Raw genomic sequence first — 24,908 nt, 5'->3', positions numbered from 1 at the left:
GGCGCGCATCCCGGACATTCGCGGGCGGGCGCCGGGATGCGCGGGAGAGGATGTAAAAATGGCGCGGCGAATGAACGATCTTGACAGCTGGACCGGATGCGCGCCGCCGGATCTGCAACCGGCTTCGGGCCGTTATGTGAAAACCGAGCCGGCGTCGTTCCCGCACGCCGCGGCCGAACTATTTCCCGTTTTGTGCGGTCATGGAAACGACAATCTATGGGCCCATATTCCCATCGGCCCGTTCTCGCATGTGGATGACTTCAGCGCGACCATGACGCAGGCCATTCGCGAGGGCGGCTGGCGCACGCATCTCTTTCGCGATGTGCAAACGAACGAAGCGCTTGGCATGGCGAGTTACATGCGCATCCGTCCGCAAGCCGGTTCGGCGGAAGTCGGCTGCGTGGTTTTCTCAAGGAAGCTTCAGCGCACGCCCGCCGCGACGGAGGCGATGGTTTTGATGGCGCGGCATATTTTCGATGACCTCGGCTACCGGCGCTATGAATGGAAATGCGACAACGCCAATGAAGCCTCAAAACGCGCCGCGCTCCGGCTCGGCTTCACCTTCGAGGGCGTTTTTCGTCAGGACGTGGTGATGAAAGGCCGCAACCGCGACACGGCGTGGTTTTCCATGCTCGATACGGAATGGCCGGCCGCGAAAGCCGCATGCGAGGCGTGGCTGGCGCCGGAGAATTTCGACGGGGAAGGCCGCCAGCGCCTGTCTCTCGCTGAAATCCGCGCGCGCGCCTGACGTCTCGGTTGTCTCGCGGGGCGGCGCTTGTATAAGCGGGGTGATTATCACCCGCCCGAACGGAGCCCGCCCCCATGAACATCCATGAATATCAAGCCAAACGCCTCCTGAAAGAATATGGCGCGCCCGTCTCCGAAGGCCGCGCCGTGCTGGCGGCGAACGAGGCCGAAGCCGCCGCAAAGGCGCTGCCGGGTCCGCTTTACGTGGTAAAGGCGCAGATCCACGCCGGCGGGCGCGGCAAGGGCAAGTTCAAGGAGAAAAGCGCGGGCGAAGGCGGCGGCGTGCGCCTCGCCAAATCGCCGGCGGAAGCCGCCGAATTCGCCAAACAGATGCTGGGCGCGACGCTGGTGACCAAACAGACGGGCGGCGACGGCAAGCAGGTGAACCGCATCTATATCGAAAACGGCTCTGACATCGAGACCGAGCTTTACCTCTCCGCGCTGGTCGATCGCGGCACGGGCCGCATCGCCTTTATCGCGTCCACCGAAGGCGGCATGAACATCGAGGAAGTGGCCGAAGAAACGCCGGAAAAAATCATCACGGTCGGGATCGACCCGGCCACGGGCTGCATGCCGCATCACGCGCGGCGCATTGCGCAGGCGCTGGCGCTGAAGGGCGCGGCGGCGAAACAGTGCGGCAAGCTTATCCCAACGCTCTATAAAGCCTTTGTCGAAAACGACATGAGCCTTCTCGAAATCAATCCGCTGATCGTCACGAAAGCGGGCGATCTTCTGGTGCTTGACGCGAAGATGGGGTTCGACCCGAACGCGCTGTTCCGGCACGAGCACATTCTGGAAATGCGCGACAAGTCCGAAGAAGATCCGATGGAGCTGAAAGCGTCGGAATACGATTTGTCCTACGTCAAGCTCGACGGCAATATCGGCTGCATGGTGAACGGCGCCGGCCTCGCCATGTCGACCATGGACATCATCAAGCATTACGGCGCGGAGCCCGCGAACTTTCTCGACGTGGGCGGCGGCGCCACGAAAGAAAAAGTCACCGAAGCGTTCAAGATCATCACCACCGATCCAGGCGTCAAAGGCATTCTCGTCAATATTTTCGGCGGCATCATGAAATGCGACGTCATCGCGGAAGGCATCGTCGCGGCGGTGAAGGAAGTCGGCCTCGACGATCCGCTGGTGGTGCGCCTTGAAGGCACCAATGTGGAGAAAGGCAAGGAGATCCTCGCCAACTCCGGTTTGAAAATCACGCCCGCCGACGATCTGGAAGACGCGGCGAAAAAGGTGGTCGAGGCGGTGCAGGGGTAGAAGTTGGATTCAAAAAAAGTCGATCTTCACCTTGTGGCGACAGCTCACTTCGCTACTGGCCGGGAGGCTTTGAAGTATTTGACATTGTCGAACCCCAAATATTGAACGCTTTCAGCGATGAATTAGCGACAATGCGTTTTTTCGATGGAGCCGGTTAGCCGCCAGCTTTTTGCTCCCTCTCCCTCAAGGGAGAGGGGCTTTTACATTGACTATCATCCGCGCCCCAATAACGCGAAAAATACAACCTATCTGTTGAATTCTTCAAAAAAACCCAGTGTTGGTGGATAGATATCCACCCCCTTCGCGCCCGCCCCTATACTCATGCGCAGTCCGGATATGGAGAGGCGGTGAGGCCTGCCGATGCTCAACGGTCCGGATCGCGGCGCGCGGGCGGCGTTCGCCTTCGCCTTTTAACCGGTGTTTCGCCGGGGCGGAGGATCGGACGGACGCTTAGTCCCGGCCTGTTGTTGCAACCGAGCCCCCGGGTGAGAGGCGCGGGACTGTTCCACGGAGCAGGACCGCGCGCCGGCTGCATTCGGTTGGCGATGATGAATAAGCCGCGCGCGGGACGCGATGCGTCCGTGTTTTAATTTGATGAGGACGTTTCGCGTCTCGCGCGACCTCTCCATAATATACATTCGCTTTCCCATGAAAGGCGGTGACGATGATGCATGCTCATCTAGCTAGGGTTTCTCGTTTGCCCGCCTTCGCTGGCGGGCGGGTTCAGGCGAGCCGCGGCGGGGCCGGGTATTGCGATCCTTCATCCTGAGGCGCTCGCGAAGCTAGCCTGGAAGGATGGCGGCGCGCGCCTCCACGCACGGGTGATGGGTTGTGCGCCTTCGCGCACGGGGGCGCTCGCCCTTTACAAACACGAAAGCTAAGGCCAACACACCGCCATGACAGAGAAAACGGATTTCAATTTGCTCCACCCCATGCGCGTGCGATGGGGCGAGTGCGACCCGCAAGGGATCGTCTTCAATGTCAATTATTTTCTCTATTTCGATGTGGGCGTGACGGAATATATGCGCGCGCTCGGCTATCACGGCGAGAATATTCTGGAATTTTTCACGGTCAACGCGCAGGCCGACTTCCGCGCCTCGGCGACATTCGACGACATGATCGGCGTGGCCGTCCGGTGCGCGAGACTTGGCCATAAATCGATGACGCTGGCGATGGCGATTTTCCGAGATGAGGAATTGCTCACAGAAGGGGCGCTCACCTATGTGCACGCTGAGCGCGGCACGCAGACATCTTCGGCGCTACCGGACGCGTTGATCGAGCGTGTCCTGGCGTTCGAGAAGACGCCGCCCGAGCGCAGCGTGCGATGACGGCCGTGAAAAGAGCGGCGCGTGCGGCGCTGAACCGGCTGGGCCTCATCGGTCTTTATTTCTGGCTGCTTGAAAGACGTAAAAGTTACGGCCGCGAAGCGCCGCCGGCGGCGGATGAACGCGGCGTTCCGATCCCGCCGCTCGCCATGATGGCGCGGGTGGTTGCGCATGCGGACTGGCGGGCGTTTCTGAAAACCGGCGAAGCCAGTGCAAAAACGCTCGATCACTATGCGGCGCAGGGCGGCGTTCCGTTTGCTGAAGCGCGGCGCATTCTCGATTTCGGCTGCGGCTGCGGGCGGGTTGTGCGGCATTTGCCGGCCATGAGCGATGCTGAAATTTACGGCGTCGATTACAATGGCGCGCTGGCGGATTGGTGCGCGCAAAATCTTGACGGAAGGTTCAGCCGCAACCGGCTGGCGCCGCCGCTCGATTTCCCGGACGGACATTTCGACGTGGTCTATCTGATTTCGGTGTTCACGCATTTGCGTATCGAAACGCAGCGCCAATGGCTGGCTGAACTGCGGCGAGTCACGCGCAGCGGCGGCGCGGTGATTATTACGTTTCACGATGAGGCGCATCGCGGTCTGCCGCAAAGCGAGGCCGCCGCAGCCGCACTCAGCGATAAAGGCTTTTACATTCAAAACGACATGGCCGAGGGCTCGAACCTGATCGCGACGTTTCAGACGCGCGCGTTTACGCAAACGCTTTTTGCAGAGCATTTTGAAATCGTGCGCATTATTGCGAGCCCGGACTGTCCGCTCCGGCAGGCCGCCGCGATCCTGCGTGTAACATGAATGACTGCGCGGTTGTCGGGATGCGTACGGAACCGCAAAAAAAAGCAGCGCCCGGAAAGGGCGCCGCTTTCGTTCTGTCATGAACCGCTGCCTACCAGTAGCGATCGGCCTTGTAATAATCAAAGGCGGCGTCGCGCGCGCCCTGACCGTCATTCTCACTGAGTTCGTTCAGCGAATGGGCCGGCGCCTGCTCAAGCTGTTCTTTCGAGAAGGGCACGATATAGCCGCCCTTGTCTTTTTCATAATCGAGGCTCGCCCACGGGATCGGATGATACTTCTCACCCATGCCGAGGAATCCGCCAAACCCGACCACGCCAAACATGATGTTGTTGGTTTTTTTGTCGAGCATGACGTCTTCGATTTCGCCAATCTGGTCGCCGCTGGTGTTATAAACCGGCGTTCCGATCACGCGCGACGCGCGGATCGCCGTTGTATGTCCTGCTGCTGTCGGCATAATGTTCCTCCATTCGTTTCAACAGGACGCGAACACGAATGCGTGCGCCTTCGTTCCGTTATTCGAGACCGGGCTTTCATTAAATTTTCAGCGCTGGAATTGTTGTGAAAAAAATCAATCTGAAAAAAGCGTTTGATCGCATCGAAGATTACTGGTCGCCGCATATCGCGGCCAATGTAAACGGGCAGGACATCCGGCTCGCGAAGCTCAAGGGCGAATTCGAGTGGCACCGTCACGATAATGTCGAAGAGGCGTTTCTTGTTATGAAAGGCGGCTTCACCATGCGCTTCCGCGATCGCGACGCGCCCCTGCAGGAAGGCGATCTCATCGTGGTGCCGGCCGGGGTCGAGCATATGCCCGTGGCCGAAGAGGAATGCTGGGTCGTGCTTATCGAAAACGCCGGCACGCGCAATACGGGCGAGCATCGCTCCGACAGAACAAAGGACGACTTGCCCGCGTTGAGCGGCGATTAAAAAAAGCCGCGCGGAAAATCCGCGCGGCTGTAAAAGTTAGGAGGGCTTTAAACACACAGAGGTCAAAGCGAGGGTGCTATCGCAATAAAATATTGCACGGGCGAGACAAATTTGTGACGAATTTGCGGCGTTTTGCGCCCGCCGGGCGGCGGCGCTCAACTGTCGAGCGTGGGAATGTCGCCATGCGTGATGTTCGGCGCGATGCGGTATCCGGCCTGAACAAAGCAGTAAATGGAAAAACAGGCCATGCCGGCCCCGGTGATTCCAAGCAGGGTTCTGCCGAACGGGCGGGTCTCCACAATTTTCAGGGCTTCGCCGAGACCGATCGCGTGCTGCGGGTCCGTGGTCCAGCCGGCATAGGCGATCATCCCGCCGATGATGAGCAAGACGACGCCGTGCGCCGCCAGGCCGAAGCGGATGAGCGGCGCAAGCCGCCGGGTCGTCGGCGCACACCTGATCTGCGCGCGGTAGGAGGCGCGCCACGCCTTGAAAAACAGATAAACCGCAACGCCTATGGTAACCGCGCCGGCGCTCGCCACGAGCCACCGGCCGAAGGGCGCGCTCATGATGGCGGCGCTCCAGTTCGAGGCGCTGTCGCTCTCCGACTGTGCGCCCTTGATCATGATGGTCAGGGCGGTGACGCCCAGAAAGGCGTGGGTGGCGCCGGAAAGGAACTGGCCGAAACGATTGCCCAAGCCGTTGGCGTCGTCGCCTTCGTCTTCAAGATCGAGCGCGGCGTCGATAAACCGCCACAAGGCGTAGCTGAATAATCCCAGGGCGACGGCGCCGACGAGAACCGATCCGAATGGCTGGCGCACGAGGTAGTTCAGGGCCCCGGTGGAGCCTTCCGCTTCGCCGCCGTTGAAGGCGGTGAAAATCGCGAGCCCGCCGATGACGAGATAAACGAACCCGCGTGCGCCATAGCCAACGCGCATGGCTTTTTCCAAAATCAGATTCTTGGTTTCATGCATTGATAAGGCTTTCAGGCGTGGTTTGAAAACACCCGGAAATCGCGCCGGTTCCGGAAGAAAACCGGCGGAAACCATTGCCGGGACCGGTGAGCTTGGCTAGTAGGGGCCGACTTTTCACCCGCCGCTGACCGAGATATTCATCCATGTCCATTCTGATTGATAAAAACACCAAGGTCATCTGCCAGGGGCTGACCGGCAACACCGGCACATTTCATACCGAGCAGGCCATCGCTTACGGCACCCGGATGGTCGGGGGCGTTACGCCCGGAAAAGGCGGCATGACCTGGAAGGCGGGCGATGCGGCGCCTGACGAAGCCAAGGGCGCGACGCTGCCGGTTTTCGACACCGTCGCAGAGGCGCGGGAAGAAACCGGCGCCAACGCATCGGTTATTTATGTGCCGCCGCCATTCGCCGCGGACTCGATACTGGAAGCGGCGGCCGCTGAAATTCCGCTGATTATCTGTATTACCGAAGGCATTCCGGTGCTCGACATGGTCAAGGTCAAGCGCGCGATTGACGGATCGAAAACGCGCCTCGTTGGGCCAAACTGCCCCGGCGTTATCACGCCGGGCGAATGTAAAATCGGAATCATGCCGGGCCACATTCACCGAAAAGGTCACGTTGGCGTGATCTCGCGATCCGGAACACTGACCTATGAGGCGGTGCATCAGACCACCATGGCCGGGCTCGGGCAATCGACCTGCGTCGGGATCGGCGGCGATCCGGTCAAGGGAACGGACTTCATAGAAATCCTCGACATGTTTCTTCACGATGACGAGACCCACTCGATCATCATGATTGGCGAGATCGGCGGTTCGGCTGAGGCGGACGCCGCTAAATTTCTGGCGTCGCACAAGATCAAGAAACCGACAGTTGGATTTATCGCCGGCGTGACAGCGCCGCCGGGACGCCGCATGGGGCACGCCGGAGCGCTGGTGTCCGGCGCTGACGACACGGCGGCGGCCAAGATCGAGGCGATGCAGTCGGCCGGGATCGCCGTATCGCCGACGCCGGCGGCGATGGGGCGCACGCTGCTCGAAATTCTCAAAAAATAAAGGGTTTTATCGTTAATTGATCGTTCGTTAATGATTGAATCGCGCGGCGGTTGGCGTATCTAGGGAGACTATCGTCAAAGCGGCGTAATGACGGACTAGAGGTAATGGCCAAAGACGGCGGCGGTTCCGCGAAACAGGCTTCAGCGAAGCCAGACATCCACACAGCTTTATCGGGTTCAAACGCCCGCTATCTTGAAGCGCAGCATGCCCGGTTTTTAAACGATCCGAATTCGGTTTCTGAAGACTGGCGCGCGTTTTTCGAAAATGATCCGGACGCCGGCGGCGACAGCGCCAGCGACCACGCGCCAAGCTGGGCGCGCGCCGACTGGCCGCCCAAGGTCAACGGTGAATTGACCGCGGCTCTCGACGGCGATTGGGGCGCTGTTGAGCCGCAACTCAAATCCAAACTTCAACAACGCGCGCCGGCCGCAAGCGCGGACGAAATACAGCAAGCCACGAAAGATTCCTTGCGCGCCTTGATGCTGATCCGCGCCTATCGCATTCGCGGACATCTGATTGCGCAACTCGATCCGCTGGGCCTTCAACACCAGACAGTGCATCCCGAACTCGATCCGGCGTCGCTGGGGTTCACCGAAGCCGATCTCGACCGCCAGATTTTCATCGATCATGTGTTGGGGCTGGAAACGGCCAGCCTTCGCGAGATTCTGGCGATCTTGACGCGGACCTATTGCGGCACCTTCGCTGTCGAGTTCATGCATATTACCGATCCGGAACAGAAGGCGTGGCTGCAACAGCGCATCGAAGGACCGGATAAGGACATCACCTTCACCAATGAAGGCAAGCGGGCGATCTTTCACAAGCTTGTGGAAGCCGAAGGGTTCGAGAACTTTTTGAACACGAAATACACCGGGACCAAGCGCTTTGGTCTCGACGGCGCGGAATCCATGGTGCCGGCGCTGGAACAGATCATCAAGCGCGGCGGCGCGCTTGGCGTGAAGGAGATCGTCATTGGCATGCCGCATCGCGGCCGCCTCAACGTTCTCGCGGCGGTGATGGGCAAGCCGTATCACCACATATTTCACGAATTTCAGGGGGGGTCCGTCACGCCGGACGATGTCGGCGGCTCGGGCGATGTGAAATATCATCTCGGCGCGTCTTCGGACCGCGAGTTCGACGGCAACAAGGTGCACCTGTCGCTCACGGCGAACCCGTCGCATCTGGAAGCGGTCAATCCTGTGGTGCTCGGCAAGGCCCGGTCGAAACAGGACCGGATTGAGCCGCCTGATCTTGATGCGCCGCGCACGCATGTCTTGCCCCTGTTGCTGCATGGGGATGCTGCTTTCGCCGGACAGGGCATTGTTGCGGAGTGCTTCGGTCTTTCCGGTCTTCGCGGGTATCGCACGGGCGGCACGATCCATTTTATTGTCAATAATCAAATCGGTTTTACGACGAGCCCGCGTTTCGCGCGCTCATCGCCTTATCCTTCCGATGTGGCGAAAATGGTCGAGGCGCCGATTTTCCACGTCAATGGCGACGATCCCGAAGCCGTCGTCTACGCGGCGAAAGTGGCGACGGAGTTTCGCCAGAAATTCGGCGCCGATGTCGTCATCGACATGTTCTGTTATCGCCGGTTCGGTCATAATGAAGGCGACGAGCCGAGCTTCACCCAGCCGCGCATGTATAAACAAATCCGCGCGCTGCCGACGACGCGTGAGATATATGCAAACCGTCTCGTCGATGAACAGATTTTGTCGCCTCAAGGCGTTGAGGACGAGTCGGCGAAGTTCCGTAACTTTCTTGACGAGGAATTTGCATCGGCTGAAGCCTTCAAGCCGAACAAGGCTGACTGGCTCGATGGGCAATGGTCCGGTTTCGTGCCGCCGGTGGACGATGATCGCCGCGGAGACACGGCCGTCGATATCGGCGATCTAAAGCGCATCGGCGATGTGCTGACGGGTTATCCAAAAAATTTCAATATCCACAAAACGCTTGCGCGTATCCTCGATCAAAAAAAGAAAATGTTTGACGCTGGCGAGGGCATCGACTGGGCGACCGCCGAAGCCCTGGCGTTCGGCACGCTTCTGGAAGACGGCTATGGCGTCCGTCTCTCCGGGCAGGATTCGCGGCGCGGAACATTTTCCCAGCGACACGCGGTATTTATCGATCAGGATACCGAAAAGACCTATACGCCGCTGCGCCATCTTGAAGACGCGGAGGCGACGTTCGAGGCGCATGATTCAAACCTCTCCGAGTTTGCGGTAATGGGGTTTGAATATGGCTATTCGCTCGCCAACCCTAAGTTTCTTGTTCTTTGGGAGGGCCAGTTCGGCGATTTCGTAAACGGCGCGCAGGTTATAGTCGATCAGTTTATCTCGTCAGGCGAACGCAAATGGTTGCGCATGTGCGGTCTCGTTCTGTTGCTGCCGCATGGTTATGAAGGTCAGGGTCCGGAGCATTCCTCCGCTCGCCTCGAGCGCTTTCTGCAACTTTGCGCGCAGGACAATATGCAGGTGGCGAACTGTACGACGCCGGCGAATTACTTCCATATCCTGCGCCGGCAGATGCACCGGAATTTCCGCAAGCCGCTTGTGCTGATGACGCCGAAATCATTGTTGCGTCACAAGAAATGCGTCTCAACACTTGAGGAAATGGGCCCGGGATCGTCATTCCATCGCGTCTTGTGGGACGACGCGGAATACAGGCCCGGCTCAACCGTCAAGCTGGTCGCGGATTCAAAAATCAAGCGCGTGGTCATGTGTTCCGGGAAAGTCTATTACGACCTGCTCGAAGAGCGTGAAAAACGCGGCGTGGATAATATTTACCTTCTGCGCGTTGAGCAGTTTTATCCGTTTCCTGCGCATTCGATTATCAACGAGTTGCAGCGTTTCCGGAATGCGGAAATTATCTGGTGTCAGGAAGAGCCTAAAAATATGGGATCCTGGTTCCTGATGGAGCCGAACATCGAATGGACGCTCGCTCAGATCGACGCCAAACATAAACGCCCGCGCTATGTCGGGCGGCCTGCGGCGGCGTCGCCGGCGACAGGCCTCATGAGCAGACACAAACAGGAACTCGAAGAATTTCTGGATGAAGCGCTGACCCTTTAACAGCGCTAATCCATCGGAGAAAATATAAATGAGCACCGAAATCCGCGTCCCCGCCCTCGGCGAATCCGTAACGGAAGCGACAATCGCCCGCTGGATGAAAAACGAAGGCGATGCTGTAAACGCCGACGAACCGCTGGTGGAACTCGAAACGGACAAAGTCTCCGTTGAGGTTCCTGCGCCGGCGGCGGGCGTTCTCTCCAATATTTCCGCCAAGGAAGGCGATACAGTCGAAGTCAACGCCGTGCTCGGCGCTATCGACGCCGATACAAAATCGTCGAAGACGTCAGCGTCAAAAAAACAATCTGCAGAGAAACAATCTGCTGAACCCGCCGATGAAGCGCCCGCGTCCGGCGGCGGCGAAGATATTGAAGTGCGCGTTCCGGCGTCCGGCGAATCCGTCACCGAAGCCGATATTGGCGAATGGCTCAAGAAAGAAGGCGACGCCGTGGAGCGGGACGAACCGATTGTCAGCCTGGAAACCGATAAAGCGGCGATGGATGTTCCGGCGCCGCAAGCCGGCGTCTTGAAAGAGATCAAGGTCAAAGAAGGTGAGACCGTTGAGGTTGGCGCGCTGATCGCGATCATCGAAGCGGGCGCAGGATCGGCCGGCGGCGCCGGGTCCAAATCGAACGGGGCCGGTGGCGCAACGGACAGCGCTGATGCGCCGCCCCCTGCCTCAACCACTAGCGGCGACAATCGCCCGTCGCCGCGCGCCATCGCCGCTTCTGGCGAAAGCGTCATGGAAAGCGCCGGCAAACCGTTGTCGCCGGCGTCCCGGCGCGTTGTCAGCGAACGCGGTCTCGACGCCTCTGCAATTCAAGGCACGGGCAAGGGCGGGCGCGTGACGAAAGGCGACGCGCTATCCGCCGAGGCCCGGCCGGCCAATCAGTCCCGCGCGCCGTCGCCTCCCCGCGATCTTGGCGAGCGTGAAGAACGCGTGAAAATGTCAAGACTGCGGCAGACCATCGCCCGGCGCCTGAAAGAAGCGCAGGACACGGCGGCGATGCTGACAACGTTTAACGATGTTGATATGACCGCTGTGATGGATCTGCGTTCTCAGTACAAGGAGCTGTTTGACAAAAAGCATGGCGTCAAGCTCGGTTTCATGTCGTTCTTCGCCAAGGCGTGCGTGCACGCGCTGAAAGAAGTGCCGGACGTCAATGCTGAAATCGACGGAACAGATATCATTTACAAAAATCATTATGATGTCGGCATTGCGGTCGGTACGGACAAAGGTCTTGTCGTGCCGGTTGTGCGCGACGCAGATTTGAAATCCATGGCGGAGATCGAACTGGAAATCGCCGACCTTGGCCGCCGCGCCCGTTCCGGCGATTTAAAGCTTGAGGAAATGCAGGGCGGCACCTTCACCATCACCAATGGCGGCGTTTACGGCTCGCTGCTATCGACGCCGATCCTGAACCAGCCGCAATCGGGCATTCTCGGCATGCACCGGATCGAGGAACGGCCCGTCGCGCGCAATGGCGAGGTGGTTGTCCGTCCGATGATGTATCTCGCCATGTCTTATGATCACCGCATCGTCGACGGCAAGGGCGCGGTGACTTTCCTCGTGCGCGTGAAAGAAAATCTCGAAGATCCGCAGCGCCTGTTGCTGGACCTCTAGTTCATGTTAAAGGCCCGCTGCGGCCAGCATGCACGAAAGCAAGGAATTACGAATGACTGATCAATACGACGTCGTCATTATCGGCGCCGGTCCCAGCGGCTATAACGCGGCGATCCGCGCCGGCCAGCTCGGGCTCAAAACAGCAATCATTGAAAAGCGCGAATCGAAAAAGCTCGGCGGCACATGTCTCAATGTCGGTTGCATCCCGTCAAAGGCGCTTCTTCATGCGTCCCAGCTTTACGAGATTGCAGAAAAAGATTTTGAAGGGCTCGGCATCGCCACCGGCGGGTTAAAGCTCAATCTGAAACAGATGTTGAAGCAAAAAGACGACGCGGTTGAAGGGCTGACCAAGGGCGTCGAATTTCTCATGAAAAAGAATAAAGTGGAGGTTATTCTCGGCGCGGGGGAAATTGTCGCGGCCAATCGCGTGCGCATCGCCGGACCGGATGGCGACAGGGAGCTCGATACGAAAAACATCATTATTGCTACGGGCTCTGAAGTCACGCCGCTGCCGGGCGTCGAGATTGATGGAAAGCAAATCGTTTCCTCAACCGGCGCGCTTGATTTCGCCAATGTGCCGGATCATCTGGTGGTGATCGGCGGCGGCGTCATCGGACTTGAGCTTGGCTCGGTCTGGCGGCGCCTCGGCGCGAAAGTGACGGTCGTTGAATTCCTTGACCGTATCCTGCCGACCATGGACGGTGAGGTGTCCAAGCAGTTTCAACGCATTTTGAAAAAACAGGGCGTCGATTTCAAATTGTCGTCGAAAGTGACAGGCGCCAAAACATCCGAACGCGGCGTGCATCTGACGGTGGAGCCCGCAAACGGCGGCGATGAACAAGTTATCGACTGCAATGCGGTGCTGGTCGCAATCGGCCGCAGGCCGCATACGGAGGGGCTGGGGTTGGAAAACGCCGGCGTGAAAACCGACAAGCGCGGCTTTATCGAAACGGATCACTTCAAGACAAGCGTAGAAGGCGTCTGGGCTATTGGCGATTGCATAACGGGGCCTATGCTTGCACATAAAGCCGAAGATGACGGCGTCGCTTGCGTTGAACTGATCGCCGGCAAGGCGGGGCATGTAAATTACGACACCGTTCCGAGCGTAGTTTATACCTATCCGGAAGTGGCCTCTGTCGGTAAAACCGAAGAGCAGCTCAAAGATGAAGGCGTAGAGTACAAGGCCGGCAAGTTTCCTTTCGCGGCGAACTCCCGCGCGAAAACCAATCATGAGACGGACGGTTTTGTAAAAGTGCTGGCCGACGCCGAAACCGATCGGGTGCTGGGCGTTCATATCGTCGGCGTGGAAGCGGGCGAACTCATCGCCGAAGCGGTGAGCGTTATGGAGTTCGGCGGGGCGTCGGAAGATATCGCGCGCACCTGTCATGCGCACCCGACCCGTTCGGAAGCCGTTCGGCAGGCCGCCATGGGCGTTGAAGGGTGGACGATGCAGGCCTGACGCCCGGGGAACCCCGGCCCGCCAGCGTTGTTGTTATCGCATGGCGAAATCACACGGCGCAGATGCGGTTGAATCCGGGAGCGGGCAGAATGAAGAACCGCTCGAAACGATTGTCAATCGGGCGGTCGAGAGCGCCGATGACGGCGATGTTTCATTGAAAAACATTCTGTCCGCCTGGGGCGATAGAAGCTACGGCCCTTTGTTCATTTTGCTCGGATTTATTGGCGGCACGCCGCTTGCGGCGATTCCCGGCGCCGCGGCTATTGTGGGCGTGCTGATTTCGTTGCTGGCCATTCAGATGATTTTCGGAAGCGCCCACCCATGGCTGCCCGATATCGCGCTCAAGCGGTCAATCTCCGAAGATAAATTGCGCGATATGCGTTCGCGACTCGAACCTCTATTGTCGTTTTTGGATAATCTGATTACCGAGCGTTTGACCTGGGCGGCGGGCGGCGTCATGCGGCGCCTGGCCGCTTTTTTCGTATTCTGCCTCGGTTTGATCATGGTGCCGTTTGATGCAGTGCCGTTCGCCGTGGCGGCGCCGGCGTGGGCTATCGTCTTGTTTGGCGTCGCCATAACGGCGCGCGACGGATTGGTCATGATCATCGCGCTGGCGGCGTTCTCCGGCATTGCGCTTTTGGGCATGAGAATGATGTAGCGCGGCGGAGCATTCGTGTTTCCCGGAATGCGCGGGACGAAACAGGAACGTCGCCCAATGGATATTCACGATCGGCAATATCCCGCCTGCCCATAGAGCACGCGTTTCGGCAAATGCCTCTAACGGCTGGATTTCATGCTTCTTTTTGGCATAGAGTGCGCGCCAATATTCGGATCAGGGGCGATCCGAAACGGGGCGAAACATCACGCGGCGCCATTCGGCGTTTGCCACAGGGAGTTTTTATGAGCGAAGCGATTGACGTCGCCAAGACGCCAAACGTCGCCAAGGCTGGAGGCTTTTTCGGCCACCCGCGCGGTCTGGCGATCCTTTTCTTCACGGAAATGTGGGAGCGGTTTTCATATTATGGGATGCGCGGTCTGTTGATCCTGTATCTGACGCAGCATTTCCTTTTTTCCGATCAGAGATCCGCCGTGATGTACGGCGCCTATACGGCGCTCGTTTACATCATGACGATTGTGGGCGGCTCGCTTGCCGACCGGTATCTCGGGCAGCGCAAGGCGGTGATCTTCGGGGCCATCCTTCTTGTGCTTGGCCATTTCGGCATGGCGTTTGAAGGCGAAGGGTCGAAGGAGACATTGGTAGCGCCGAACCAAGTTGGCGAGGTTGAGATTATTGATGAAGGGAGAGGCAGCGGTCGTAAGCTTTTTGTTTCTCTAGATGGAGAAATTCGCCGCCTAGTGTTCGAGGCTAGGCCTTACGCTCTTTTGAGGGGGGCGGAGCAAGACGGTAGTGATCGCATTCTTCGCCCAATAACTGAGAATGGTGACGGCGATTACAGCATTGAAGAAGTAAAGCGTTCATTTTTAGGTCAAATATGCGCGCCATTTGGACTAGCTTGCGCAGGGCCAGAACCGAAGGCAGAGCTTGTTCTATCAGATGGACAACGCTATCGGCTTTATAGTGGCGGAGAAGGTGACGAGCAAAGTCAATACGTCCTCATCAATGGCGAACAAGTTCAATTTGTTGCTAGTCCAATCGATGCAGTGATTTTGGAAACTGACGACCGCACTACTCCTTACACAGCACTAGTATATAGAACAGTTGCTGATGGCGAGTATTCGACGCGCGTTGAACGGCAAGATTTGTACGTCAACATTCTTTACCTTTCGCTGGCGCTCATCATCGCCGGCGTCGGCTATCTGAAAGCCAATATCTCCACAATCGTCGGCGCCCTTTACAAGTTTGAAGATCCGCGCCGTGATTCCGGCTTCACCCTGTTTTACATGGGCATCAATCTCGGCTCGTTCCTGTCCTCGATCACGTGCGGTATTCTCGGCATTGTTTATGGCTGGAAATACGGCTTCGGCCTTGCGGGTATCGGCATGTTGCTGGGGCTGATTGTGTTTATATGGGGCCAGAAATATCTGGAAGGTCATGCGGAGCCGCCTGATCCTGCGAAGCTCAAAAAATCATTCCTGGGCCCGATCAATATCGAAATGGCGTGCTACCTGGCGGGCGTTTTGATCGTCGCGGTTTCCATGGCGATGGTGATGAACTCTCATCTGATCAAGGACTGGTTTGTCGGGATGATCGGGCTTGCATTCTTCATTTTCTTGGTGGGTTACTCGATCATGAAACTGCAAGGCGACGAGCGTACCCGAATGTTCGCCGCAATCTATTTTGTTCTCGCGCAAATTCCGTTTTGGGCGCTATTCGAGCAAGCGGGTTCGTCGTTAAACCTTTTCACGGACCGGTTGGTGGACAAGGAAATGTTCGGCGTCATTGTGCCGGCCCCGGTCTTTCAGTCCCTCAATGCCGGGTTTATCTTCCTTTTTGCACCGCTGGTGGCGTGGTTGTGGATTGCGCTTGCAAAACGCGGGCGCGAGCCTTCCACGCCGGTTAAATTTTCATTCGGCGTTATCGGCGTCGGTCTCGGGTTTCTTGCGCTTGTGGCGGGCATCACGGCGAGCGGGCCAACAGGCCTGACAGCGGTATACTTCATCTTCCTCGTCTATTGGATTCACACGATGGCGGAGTTGATGTTGTCGCCGGTGGGACTGTCCGCGGTTACGAAGATGGCGCCGGCGCGCGTTGTCGGTATGACAATGGGCGCCTGGTTTCTCTACACGGGTCTGTCCAACTATCTCGCCGGCATTATCGCGCGCGGTACGGGCGCCGATACAATTGGCGGTCAACTTACCGATGTGGCTGCTGCGAAGGCGACGTATGCTTCGGTATATACCAACGTCTCCTATGTCGCGATTGGCGTCGGGGTCGTAATGTTATTGATTTCGCCGCTTATCAAAAGCTGGATGAAGCTGGACGAGCCAAAGCTGGACGATGATGACGGCGTCGGGGTGACTAGTCCTACGGCGCAGCCGGTGCAATAGAAAACGGCTATTGTAAAAAATTAGCGCCCGGCGGAAAAAACGCCGGGCGCTTTTGTTTTATCGCTCGTTCTAAACTTGTGTCTCGTCAAGCGGCGCCAGCCGGAGTTCCGGTTCGCCGCCAGCGTTCGCAATCGAAGCCTCGACACCGAAAACCGTTCGCAGCAATTCGGGCGTCAGAATGTCCTTCGGCGCACCGTCGCCCGCAACCATCCCGCTGTTCAACACAATCAGCCGCGTGCAATAACGCGCGGCGAGGGACAATTCATGCAGCGCGGCGATCACGGCGCATCCCTCGCCGGCTTTTTTGCGAAGCAAGGTCATAACGGCGAATTGATGCGCGGGGTCCAGCGCGGCGATGGGCTCATCCGCGAGGAGAAGGGACGTTTCCCCCGCCAGCATGCGCGCCAGATGCACGCGCGCCAGTTCGCCGCCTGAAAGCTCGGACACGGGACGGCCCGCCATCTGCGATGCGTCGGCGTCGCGCAGCGCCTTTTCGACCGCCGCGCTATCCTGAGACGATTCATTTAAAGGCGCGCCATAAGCGAAACGGCCGAGCGAGATTACATCGCGGGCTGTCACCGACCAGAAGACCGGCCGCGCCTGCGGCAGATAGGAAAGCATTCTGGCGCGCTCGCGCGGCGGCAGATCGCTCAACTCCCTATTATTCAGTAGGAGACGGCCTGTAACCGGTCTCAGGAGGCCGGCGATAACTTTTAACAGTGTTGATTTGCCGGCGCCGTTGGGGCCCACGAGACCGATAAACTCGCCGGGTCGCGCGGCGAGTGATACATCGTTAACGATCAGACGCCCGTCAATTTCTGCGGCGACTTTGTCGAGTGACAAAAACGGCGTCATGATGAAATCCGTTTTGTTGTGGCGGCGACCCAGACAAAACCCGGCGCCCCGACGAGCGCCGCTGCGACTCCCAGCTTCAACTCCTGGTCGAATGGCGCCAGACGGATGGCGAGGTCTGCTGCGCACAGCATCAACCCGCCCAGAAGCGCGCTTGGCAATAATATGCGCGCCGGGTTGTGGCCTGCGAAGGCGCGAACAATGTGCGGCGCGACGATGCCGACAAATCCGATAGCCCCGGCGATTGAAACGCTGGCGCCAACCAGCGCCGCAGCCCCCAGCGTGGCCAGCATTCGCGTACGTTTCAGGTTCGCGCCAATAGTGGCTGCGGTTTCTTCCCCCAAGGTGAGCGCATTCAGTCCGGGCGCCGAAGCCATGATCATCGCAAATCCGGCCGCCGCAAACGGCGCCGCTACGGCAAGGTCCTGAAAGCTCCGGTTTGCGACCGTTCCAAACAGCCAGTTGACCAGATCGGAAAGCGCGAAGGGGTTTGGGGCCAGGTTCATGGCAAGCGATGTAAGCGCCCCGCAAAACGAAGAGATGCCGACGCCGATCAGGATGAGGCGCGCCGTTGAAACGCGCGCCGCCCCCAGCGTGTAAAGCGCAAACGTCGCCGCGAAAGCAAAGACAATCGCCATCATCGGCGTCACCCAGAATGCGAAGGCGGCGAAATTGAAATAGATCGCCGTCACGGCGCCGAGCGCGGAAGCCGCCGAGACGCCAAGGACGCCGGGTTCGGCGAGGGGGTTGCGCAAAAGCCCTTGCAATCCTGCGCCTGCGGCCCCGAGACAAGCGCCCGCGAGCCAGGCGGCCAGCGCTCGCGGCAGGCGAATTTGACGGATGATGGCGGTCGCCGCCTCCTGGTCTGAAAACAGCGCCTTTATGACGTTAGCCGGGCCAATCGCCGCCGGGCCTGTAAAAAGCGAAAAAAGCACGCAAACCAAGCCGAGCAGCGCAAGCAGCCCTGTGGCGTAAATCGGTTGAGATTTAATGCGCATTGCGTTCAGCCCTGACTGCGGCGGCGATCATTTCTGCGGCCTCAGCGGAATGCCAGCCGGCGCAGCTGACAAGGTCCGCAGACAGATGAACCGTTTTAGTTTCGCGGAACTGTTTTTCAATGGTGGGATGGCGCGCCGCCGACCAATAATTGATTTCCACATCGCGGGCGTTGAAAAAGCCCGTCACGATCAGTTCAGGCGGCGCCGTGAGCAGCGCTTCGGCGGGCAGGGGCGGCCAGTAGGCTTTACCCTCTTCCGCTGTAATATTGCGTACGCCGCCGGCGCTAAAAATCGCATCGATCATGGTGTGCGCCCCGGCGGTAACGCCGCCCGGTGTGACATAAAGGGCGCGCGGCGCATTTTCTAATTCAGGGATGGCTGCAAGTTTCGCTTCCAGATCTGCGATGAGCGTTTCGCCGCGCGCGCTATGTTCCAGCGCATCGGCGACCAGACGTATATTGGCTTTCACGCCGTCGAAATTTTCCGGATAGCCGAGCGAAACGACCCGCGCGCCAAACCGTGCAAAAGCATTTTCCGCATTTGCGCCGCCGCCCCATTGGCGAAAGATAATGTCCGGTTCGAGCGGTAATGTTTCTTCCAGCGTCGGGCGTATTTTTTTGTAAGGGGTCGAGGCGCCGCGCAAATAGGAATAATCCTTGTCTGCGCCGCGCGAAATGGCGGCGATCTGAGCAGGATCGGCGAGCTTCAGGACATATTGATCGGCGCAATAATCAAGCGACACCACACGCGGCGCAGCCATGGCGCTGCTGCAGAGGTTTGCAATCGCAAACGCGAAGAATACCCAAAACCTCAAAGCCGCACTCTGACGCCGCCGAATGCGGCAATGCCGGATTCGGCATAACCGGAAACGTCCTGATAATCCGTATCGGTCAGGTTTTCGATGCGGCCATAAATTTCAAGCATGTCGGTTGCTGCGTAGGCGGCGCGTAAATCAGCCCGGAAAAAGGAATTGTTGCGCGCGGGAATATCGTTTTCCTCGCCGTTGAAAATCAGACTTGTGGAGACGCGCAGCCTGTTGAGCGGCGAGACTGTAACGATGGCCGAGCCGCTGTGTTTGGGTTGCCGCAATAATTGCGCGCCTGTCAGCCGGTCCACAGCATCAACATAGCTGTAAGAGAGATAAATTCCGGCGTAATTTCCAAGATCGATATCGCCTTCAAATTCAACGCCTCTGAAGCGGGATTCGTCGATATTAAAATACCCGCTGCCTGCGAAATCAAAGTCGATCTGGTCTTTAACGACAGTGTTGAAAAAAGTCGCGCGAAACACACCGGAGACCGGGGCTCCCGTCAGGCGCGTTTCAACGCCCACATCAAATCCCTTGGCGCGCTCAGGCTGTAGGTCAGAATTGGGAATTGTGCCGAACTGGTCGAAATTAAGCTCAAATAAGGTTGGCGCGCGGAAGCCCTGTCCCCAGCTTCCTCGAAGAATGAGACCCTCTTGCGCTTTCCATGCGGCCGCGACGCGCGTCGTGGTCGCGCCGTCGAAATTTGAAAATACATCGCGGCGCGCGCCGGCGGAAACGGTCAGTCCTTCCAATGGTTTTACTTCCGCCATGGCGAACACGGCACCGGCGGATGCGTCATCATCGACCCCGGAAACAATGACAGACGTGCGTTCCGCTTCGCCGCCCGCGATAATCCGCACCTGTTCCGAAAGGTCTACGGCGCCGAGATAATCCGCTGAAAGACGATTGCCTTCCCCGCCGAAAGTTTCAACGCCCCCGTCGCGATTGACGCGGTCGATGGCGTTGTAGGATACGGTGAAAGCGCCTTTGACGCGTGCGTGATCATGAAGGAGGCGTCCGGCGAGGGCGTAATCGGTCGTGTCTTCGGTTTCATCTGTATCCGCCAATGTGAAAGCGGGCGGGGGAAAGCCGTCTATCTCAGCACTGGAATCGCTGTATCGCGCAATCAGCTCCGTACGCCAGTGATCATCCAGCGCAACGCCGCCTGTGAAAGATCCGGCGATAGAGCGAAACCCGTCTTTTTCTGTTCCTGACGCCGCTCGTGAAATACCGTCAGTGCGCACACCGGAAACACTAAAACGCCCGTATGCATCGTCTGAGCCAAGTGTTGTTGTGCCGCCGCCGCGCAGCGTTCCGTGCGCGCCGGCCTCCAGATAAGCGCTTGTCCCCGCCTCCGATTTTTTGGTCGTGATCGATATGACGCCGCCGATGGCGTCGGCGCCGTATAAAAGGCTTTGCGGGCCGCGCAGTATTTCGATGCGTTCAATGTCCGCAATATCGAGATTGGCGAAATTATATCCGCCTTGGGGCGCAGATGCGTCGTTGACGACGATTCCGTCAATGACAATGAGAGACTGACCGCTTGAGGCGCCGCGAATGCGCGCGCTGGCGACCCCGCCAAATGCGCCGTTTCTCGCTATGGCAACGCCAGGCGCGTCTCGCAACGCGTCGGCTGCGAATGTGTATTGGCGAAGTTCAATGTCCTCCGCACTGATGACGCTGACAGCGGAGCCCACTTCTTCAAAAAGCGTTGGCGTGCGGGTCGCTGAGACAATTAGCTCGTCCCTGTCGGCAATTCGATCATTACCGATTTGCGCGAAGGCGGGTTGGAAAACAAAGAGGCTTGCAAGAATAGTTGAAAATGCGGGCGTGAATATGGTCACTGGCGACTCCTTTAATCGTTGGATGTCGCCATGACGGATCACCCGCTCGCATGACTGGTCCCGGCCAGGCGAGAGACGACGTCGACGGCAGGTCTCCTGACTTCGCGGATTTTTGAGCTTCGCCGCCTTCCCGGAAAATTCCAGTGGCGCGTTGGCGAAGCATTACCGCTTACAGTTGCGGGCACAGCCGCGGAATTTCACCGCGTTCCCTATTCTCCCTCAAAAAAGAGGGCACCGTCTGGAACTTTAGATAAACGACGCCCCGGGACAGCACAAGCCAGCCCGGGGCGATCGCAGAAAAATTATTCAATCGCTGCGTCAGCCTCTTTCGCAACGTCAATCATCGGTACGTCGTACAAGCCGAAATATTCGACAATTGACACAATGCCTAAAGCGGCAAGCACAAGAATGATCAGCCAGAGGATTGCTTTCATTTGGACACCCCACGTTTTTCAATCGGTTTCCCCTGTTGCGAACATTAACCGACGGAAATCTTGATGGCTACAAGAAATATTCCTGCATGCAGCGCTTTAAAAAACATTTTGACTGCGGCGGGACGCGCTCAACACCGTGAACGGCCATTAGCCGGGAAGTGACGGACGAATTGTTGCGTGTGCGAAAGAGGCGATTCTAGTCGCCAAAACTGCCGGCGGCGCCCGGGAATACAACCGGCGTTTGTGCGCCGTCTTTGGCGATGGCTGACACGCCGAAAAAATAATTGTCGATAACAATATTCTCCAGCGTATATTCATCGACATTGCCCACATCGATCGAATACGACCATTGCGGCGCGTCAGTGCGGCGCCAGTGAACTTTATAGCCCGCCAGATTGCGCGCTGCGCGCCCCTCCGGTTTTGTCCATGTCAGCGTCGTCGAAGGCGAAACGGCGCCGGAAATTTCCACATTCGCGGGGATCGGCGGCGCCGCTGCAAGCTCCGCCAGGGTCGCCACGTTCAGCGACGTCAATTTTCGCGCATAATCAAAATTAACGCCTTCAAGAACATCGCCGTACTGAATGCCGTTTTCAGTGCGCAGATCCTGATGCTGACGATTGTAATTTTCATGCGTTTCCATGATGCGAACGCCCGGCATGCCCGCCTCGTTGAAAGGCCGGTGATGGCCGCCGCGTGAAAAGCGGTCAAGCCGGTAAATCATAATGACATCGAGGTTTGGGACGTATTTTTCGGCCTGCCGGTCAATGTACCGGGCAAGGTTGCGGGAGGGCGAGTCCACCTCACCGCCGGTAAAGCGGCGAATGCGCGCTTCTTCGGGGGTTTCCGTCGCCCGCGTGCCTTCGGAAAACACGCGCGCGGTGGAGTTTTCGATGACGCCGTCCACGCCTTCGATATTGCCGATCATGTCGTTGTTCAAAACCGCTTTAACGCGCCAGCCATTGTCTATGGCGTGCTGCGCGACGATTTTCCCGCCGAACAGTCCCTGCTCTTCACCGGCCAGGGCGGCGTATGCGATAGTACCCGCGAATTTTTCCTGGGACAGCACCCGTGCGGCTTCAAGCACGCCCGCCATGCCGGAGGCGTTGTCGTTCGCGCCAGGACTATCCGACTGGCTGTTCATGGGGTCGCTCACGCGCGAATCGATATCGCCGCTCATCATGACAACCCGGTCCGGGTCGAGTTGTCCGCGCTGCACGGCAACGACGCTCACAACTTCCGTCCTGTCCGGTATGCGCGTTTCGCCTTCGACAAAATCACTGACGTAGAAGACTTCCAGGCACCCGCCGCAGGCCGCTGAGATTTGATCGAATTCATCCTTGATCCAGCGTCTGGCGGCGCCGATGCCTCTGGTTTCCGAATGCGTTTCCGACAGCGTATGCCGCGTCCCGAAGGAGACCAGCTTTTCAATATCCGCCTGAATGCGGTCCGCAGAAACGGCCGCCTGAAGCTCCCTGATCCTTGTGTCGTCCTGGCCGGAGGCCGCCATTGCGGGCGCGGCGAGCAAAGCTGTAAAAAATGTAAGAATAATCCGCATTTACAATTCCCCTCCGGAACTTTTTGGCCATTTTTGCGTTGTTTCTAGGCAATCACGGCGGCGAGCGATAGGGTAAGACTTGCGGGCGCCGATGCGTTGATGCAACATCCTTAACGGGATATTAGTTGAATTGGATAAATTCAGTAGTAAGAGACTATATTTCGGGCGGCAAAACCGTTACGGAGCAAGGGAATTCACCGGTTCGCCGCTAATGGCTGCGGTCTGGCATTGGTCCACCTGAGGAGGGGAATTATGAGAATTAAGACGACGTTGTTAACGGCTGCGGCGGTTATGGCGATTTCGCCGGCTGCTCAGGCTTATGACGGGCTTTATGGCGCGATCGGTGCTGGGCTTAGCTATCTCGATGGCGATACGGACATCAATAACAATTCCGGCGGATCCGGCACGCCGCAATTTGATTCTACGCAAGAGCATGATCTCGGCATCGGCGTTTATGCTGCGATTGGCTACGCCTATGAGAATAATCTCAGAGCGGAGCTGGAGTTTTCTTACCGCAACAACGATATCGATTCGATCGATCCGGACGGCGGCGGTTTTTCAGGCTGGCCGACAGGCACGATCTCGGGCGACACGACATCCATGGCGATCATGGGTAACGTGCTGTACGATTTCGGCGATGGTCCGGTAACGCCTTATATCGGTCTCGGCACAGGTATCGCCAATGTCGATCACGATATCACCGGCACTAACCCGGGCGGTTTCCCGGTCCAGAACATCACCTATGGCAGTTCCAACTGGCAGTGGGCTTATCAGGGTATCGCGGGTCTTTCCTTCGCCCTGGCTGAAGGATTGAACCTGGACCTGTCCTACCGTTATTTCCGCACGCGGAAGAAAAATCTCGCCGGCACGCTTGGCGGCGGCCCCGCTGCTTTCGAAGTCGGCCACGATCCGCACAGCCTTTTCGCCGGCCTGCGCTGGGACTTCGTTCCTGATCGTGCTGCGCCAGTCGCGCCGCAATTCAAGGATTGCTGGGACGGCTCGAGCGTACCGGTGACGGCTGAGTGCCCGCCGCAGATGGTTGATAACACGGATATTGATCTGGATCCGATCCAGTTCACGGTTTATTTCGACTACGATAAATCGAACCTGACGTCGCAGGCCTCCGATCTTGTTCGCGAAGCGGCTTCTCGTGCGCTTGCTAATGATATCGACAATGTCGTTGTCGCCGGTAACACGGACACGTCCGGTAGCTCGGCTTACAACCAGGCCCTGTCTGAGCGGCGCGCTCGCGTTGTTCGCGACGCCCTGATTGCAAACGGCGTTTCGGCTGACCGTATTCGCCTTGAAGCTTATGGCGAAAACAACCTCGCCAAGCCGACTGCTGACGGCGTGCGTGAGCCGCTGAACCGCCGTTCCGACGTGACGATTTCGTTCGAATAGAGACGGTTACGAACTAAATGCTTAAGGGCCGGCGCGGTTTTCTGCGCCGGCCTTTTTTATTGTACCGTATCGATGCAACTGGCTATGGGCCGTAGAATTTATCTATCGCATGCTGGCGATTCGGTTGTCAGGCGTAGATTTTTTTGAAAGCCCAGACAGCGCGGTCGACTTGCGCGATGATAGCTGCGTCGAGATCGGCCGGAGGATCGCCCATTAAAACACGGGTATATAGCGGCTCGGTCAATAGCGCGCCGAGTAGCCAGATGGCTTCTTCCGCATTTTTGATATTGTATGCGCCGCGCGCTGCAAGTCGCGCCAGAATGGGCGAACACATTTTCACCATCCAGTAGGGCCCGTGCTCAAGATAGGCTTTGCCAAGCGCGGGGGTGCGCTCGGCTTCGAATGCGGCGATTCTGCGCAGCGATAGCGCTTCCGGCTCCATCACGCCGCGCAAAAACTGAGTGGCCACCTCGCGAACGACATCGTCCGCCGGCAGATTGGCTTCAATATCACTGACATTCACCGGCAACAGATTTTTGCAGGTGGCTGTAATAGCCGCGCCGAATAATTCTTCTTTCGAGCGGAACCGGTTGTATACAGTGCGTTTAGAAACGCCTGCGGTTAACGCGATCTGATCCATGCTTGCCGCGTCAAAACCGCGAGACAAAAACATCTTGCGGGCAGCATCGACAATCGCCTGCGCTTTTTCGTCAAGTGTTTTGTCAGCTATCGGCGATGCTTCGCTCATAGTGCGCGATCCCTTCTACA

Annotated in this window: 21 protein-coding genes and 1 riboswitch; of the genes, 12 read left to right on the top strand and 9 right to left on the bottom strand. The window is 58.0% G+C overall.

Annotation, left to right across the window (positions count from 1 at the left end):
• Window positions 1-70 precede the first annotated feature (70 nt).
• The 4 genes from ACQK2Q_RS13100 to ACQK2Q_RS13085 all read left to right on the top strand — a co-directional run bounded on the left by ACQK2Q_RS13100 (window position 71) and on the right by ACQK2Q_RS13085 (window position 4,138).
• Window positions 71-748, top strand: a complete 678-nt coding sequence (locus ACQK2Q_RS13100) for a GNAT family N-acetyltransferase (RefSeq protein ID WP_425410186.1) — start codon at window positions 71-73, stop codon at window positions 746-748.
• 74 nt (window positions 749-822) lie between these two features.
• Window positions 823-2,016: an ADP-forming succinate--CoA ligase subunit beta gene (gene sucC, locus ACQK2Q_RS13095; protein ID WP_425410185.1), complete on the top strand. Its 1,194-nt coding sequence runs from the start codon at window positions 823-825 to the stop codon at window positions 2,014-2,016.
• A gap of 896 nt (window positions 2,017-2,912) precedes the next feature.
• Window positions 2,913-3,344 (top strand): acyl-CoA thioesterase, encoded by a 432-nt coding sequence (locus ACQK2Q_RS13090; protein WP_425410184.1) that lies wholly within the window; start codon window positions 2,913-2,915, stop codon window positions 3,342-3,344.
• Window positions 3,341-4,138 (top strand): class I SAM-dependent methyltransferase, encoded by a 798-nt coding sequence (locus ACQK2Q_RS13085; protein ID WP_425410183.1) that lies wholly within the window; start codon window positions 3,341-3,343, stop codon window positions 4,136-4,138. The genes ACQK2Q_RS13090 and ACQK2Q_RS13085 overlap by 4 nt, the downstream gene beginning before the upstream one ends.
• A gap of 91 nt (window positions 4,139-4,229) precedes the next feature.
• On the opposite strand, the gene ACQK2Q_RS13080 is transcribed toward ACQK2Q_RS13085, so the two are convergent.
• A complete protein-coding gene (locus tag ACQK2Q_RS13080; protein WP_425410182.1) occupies window positions 4,230-4,592 on the bottom strand; it encodes a PRC-barrel domain-containing protein in 363 nt (120 codons plus the stop codon).
• Between the two features lie 104 nt (window positions 4,593-4,696).
• Here ACQK2Q_RS13080 and ACQK2Q_RS13075 point away from each other — a divergent pair, with 104 nt between their 5' ends.
• On the top strand, window positions 4,697-5,065 hold the full coding sequence (locus ACQK2Q_RS13075) for a cupin domain-containing protein (protein ID WP_425410181.1): 369 nt from the start codon (window positions 4,697-4,699) through the stop codon (window positions 5,063-5,065).
• 155 nt (window positions 5,066-5,220) lie between these two features.
• On the opposite strand, the gene ACQK2Q_RS13070 is transcribed toward ACQK2Q_RS13075, so the two are convergent.
• Window positions 5,221-6,036, bottom strand: a complete 816-nt coding sequence (locus ACQK2Q_RS13070; RefSeq protein ID WP_425410180.1) for a DUF1206 domain-containing protein — start codon at window positions 6,034-6,036, stop codon at window positions 5,221-5,223.
• A 143-nt stretch (window positions 6,037-6,179) separates the two neighbouring features.
• Here ACQK2Q_RS13070 and sucD point away from each other — a divergent pair, with 143 nt between their 5' ends.
• From sucD to ACQK2Q_RS13040, 6 genes are all read left to right on the top strand, one after another.
• Window positions 6,180-7,091 carry a succinate--CoA ligase subunit alpha gene (gene sucD, locus ACQK2Q_RS13065; protein ID WP_425410179.1) on the top strand — a complete coding sequence of 304 codons (912 nt, stop codon included), beginning with the start codon at window positions 6,180-6,182 and terminating at the stop codon, window positions 7,089-7,091.
• Window positions 7,092-7,195: 104 nt separating this feature from the next.
• On the top strand, window positions 7,196-10,159 hold the full coding sequence (locus tag ACQK2Q_RS13060; protein WP_425410178.1) for a 2-oxoglutarate dehydrogenase E1 component: 2,964 nt from the start codon (window positions 7,196-7,198) through the stop codon (window positions 10,157-10,159).
• A 28-nt stretch (window positions 10,160-10,187) separates the two neighbouring features.
• Complete coding sequence (gene odhB, locus ACQK2Q_RS13055; protein WP_425410177.1) at window positions 10,188-11,780, top strand: 2-oxoglutarate dehydrogenase complex dihydrolipoyllysine-residue succinyltransferase; 1,593 nt, start codon at window positions 10,188-10,190, stop codon at window positions 11,778-11,780.
• A gap of 52 nt (window positions 11,781-11,832) precedes the next feature.
• On the top strand, window positions 11,833-13,239 hold the full coding sequence (gene lpdA, locus ACQK2Q_RS13050; RefSeq protein WP_425410176.1) for a dihydrolipoyl dehydrogenase: 1,407 nt from the start codon (window positions 11,833-11,835) through the stop codon (window positions 13,237-13,239).
• A gap of 40 nt (window positions 13,240-13,279) precedes the next feature.
• Window positions 13,280-13,897 (top strand): exopolysaccharide biosynthesis protein, encoded by a 618-nt coding sequence (locus ACQK2Q_RS13045; RefSeq protein WP_425410175.1) that lies wholly within the window; start codon window positions 13,280-13,282, stop codon window positions 13,895-13,897.
• A 242-nt stretch (window positions 13,898-14,139) separates the two neighbouring features.
• Window positions 14,140-16,248: a peptide MFS transporter gene (locus ACQK2Q_RS13040; RefSeq protein WP_425410174.1), complete on the top strand. Its 2,109-nt coding sequence runs from the start codon at window positions 14,140-14,142 to the stop codon at window positions 16,246-16,248.
• A 69-nt stretch (window positions 16,249-16,317) separates the two neighbouring features.
• Here ACQK2Q_RS13040 and ACQK2Q_RS13035 read toward each other — a convergent pair whose 3' ends face one another.
• From ACQK2Q_RS13035 to ACQK2Q_RS13010, 6 genes are all read right to left on the bottom strand, one after another.
• Complete coding sequence (locus tag ACQK2Q_RS13035) at window positions 16,318-17,103, bottom strand: ABC transporter ATP-binding protein (RefSeq protein ID WP_425410173.1); 786 nt, start codon at window positions 17,101-17,103, stop codon at window positions 16,318-16,320.
• A complete protein-coding gene (locus tag ACQK2Q_RS13030; protein WP_425410172.1) occupies window positions 17,100-18,098 on the bottom strand; it encodes a FecCD family ABC transporter permease in 999 nt (332 codons plus the stop codon). The genes ACQK2Q_RS13035 and ACQK2Q_RS13030 overlap by 4 nt, the downstream gene beginning before the upstream one ends.
• Window positions 18,088-18,858 carry an ABC transporter substrate-binding protein gene (locus tag ACQK2Q_RS13025; protein ID WP_425410171.1) on the bottom strand — a complete coding sequence of 257 codons (771 nt, stop codon included), beginning with the start codon at window positions 18,856-18,858 and terminating at the stop codon, window positions 18,088-18,090. Before ACQK2Q_RS13025 ends, ACQK2Q_RS13030 begins: the two co-directional genes overlap by 11 nt.
• 50 nt (window positions 18,859-18,908) lie before the next feature.
• The gene (locus tag ACQK2Q_RS13020) at window positions 18,909-20,750 is read right to left on the bottom strand and encodes a TonB-dependent receptor plug domain-containing protein (RefSeq protein WP_425410170.1); all 1,842 of its coding nucleotides are present in this window, start codon (window positions 20,748-20,750) and stop codon (window positions 18,909-18,911) included.
• A 69-nt stretch (window positions 20,751-20,819) separates the two neighbouring features.
• A riboswitch (cobalamin riboswitch) is annotated at window positions 20,820-21,004 on the bottom strand.
• A 48-nt stretch (window positions 21,005-21,052) separates the two neighbouring features.
• Window positions 21,053-21,184 carry a hypothetical protein gene (locus ACQK2Q_RS13015; protein WP_425410169.1) on the bottom strand — a complete coding sequence of 44 codons (132 nt, stop codon included), beginning with the start codon at window positions 21,182-21,184 and terminating at the stop codon, window positions 21,053-21,055.
• Window positions 21,185-21,380: 196 nt separating this feature from the next.
• Window positions 21,381-22,691 carry a M28 family metallopeptidase gene (locus ACQK2Q_RS13010; RefSeq protein WP_425411164.1) on the bottom strand — a complete coding sequence of 437 codons (1,311 nt, stop codon included), beginning with the start codon at window positions 22,689-22,691 and terminating at the stop codon, window positions 21,381-21,383.
• A 300-nt stretch (window positions 22,692-22,991) separates the two neighbouring features.
• On the opposite strand from ACQK2Q_RS13010, the gene ACQK2Q_RS13005 reads away from it, so the two are divergent.
• Window positions 22,992-24,140: an OmpA family protein gene (locus tag ACQK2Q_RS13005; protein WP_425410168.1), complete on the top strand. Its 1,149-nt coding sequence runs from the start codon at window positions 22,992-22,994 to the stop codon at window positions 24,138-24,140.
• A 127-nt stretch (window positions 24,141-24,267) separates the two neighbouring features.
• Here the strand turns inward: ACQK2Q_RS13005 and ACQK2Q_RS13000 are convergent, their stop codons facing one another.
• Entirely contained in the window at window positions 24,268-24,888 is a 621-nt protein-coding gene (locus ACQK2Q_RS13000; RefSeq protein WP_425410167.1) for a TetR/AcrR family transcriptional regulator, read from the bottom strand.
• Window positions 24,889-24,908 lie beyond the last annotated feature (20 nt).

The organism is Hyphococcus sp. (genome assembly GCF_965228385.1).
Classification (GTDB): Bacteria; Pseudomonadota; Alphaproteobacteria; order Caulobacterales; family Parvularculaceae; genus Hyphococcus.
This window is presented reverse-complemented; position numbering and strand designations above follow the sequence as displayed.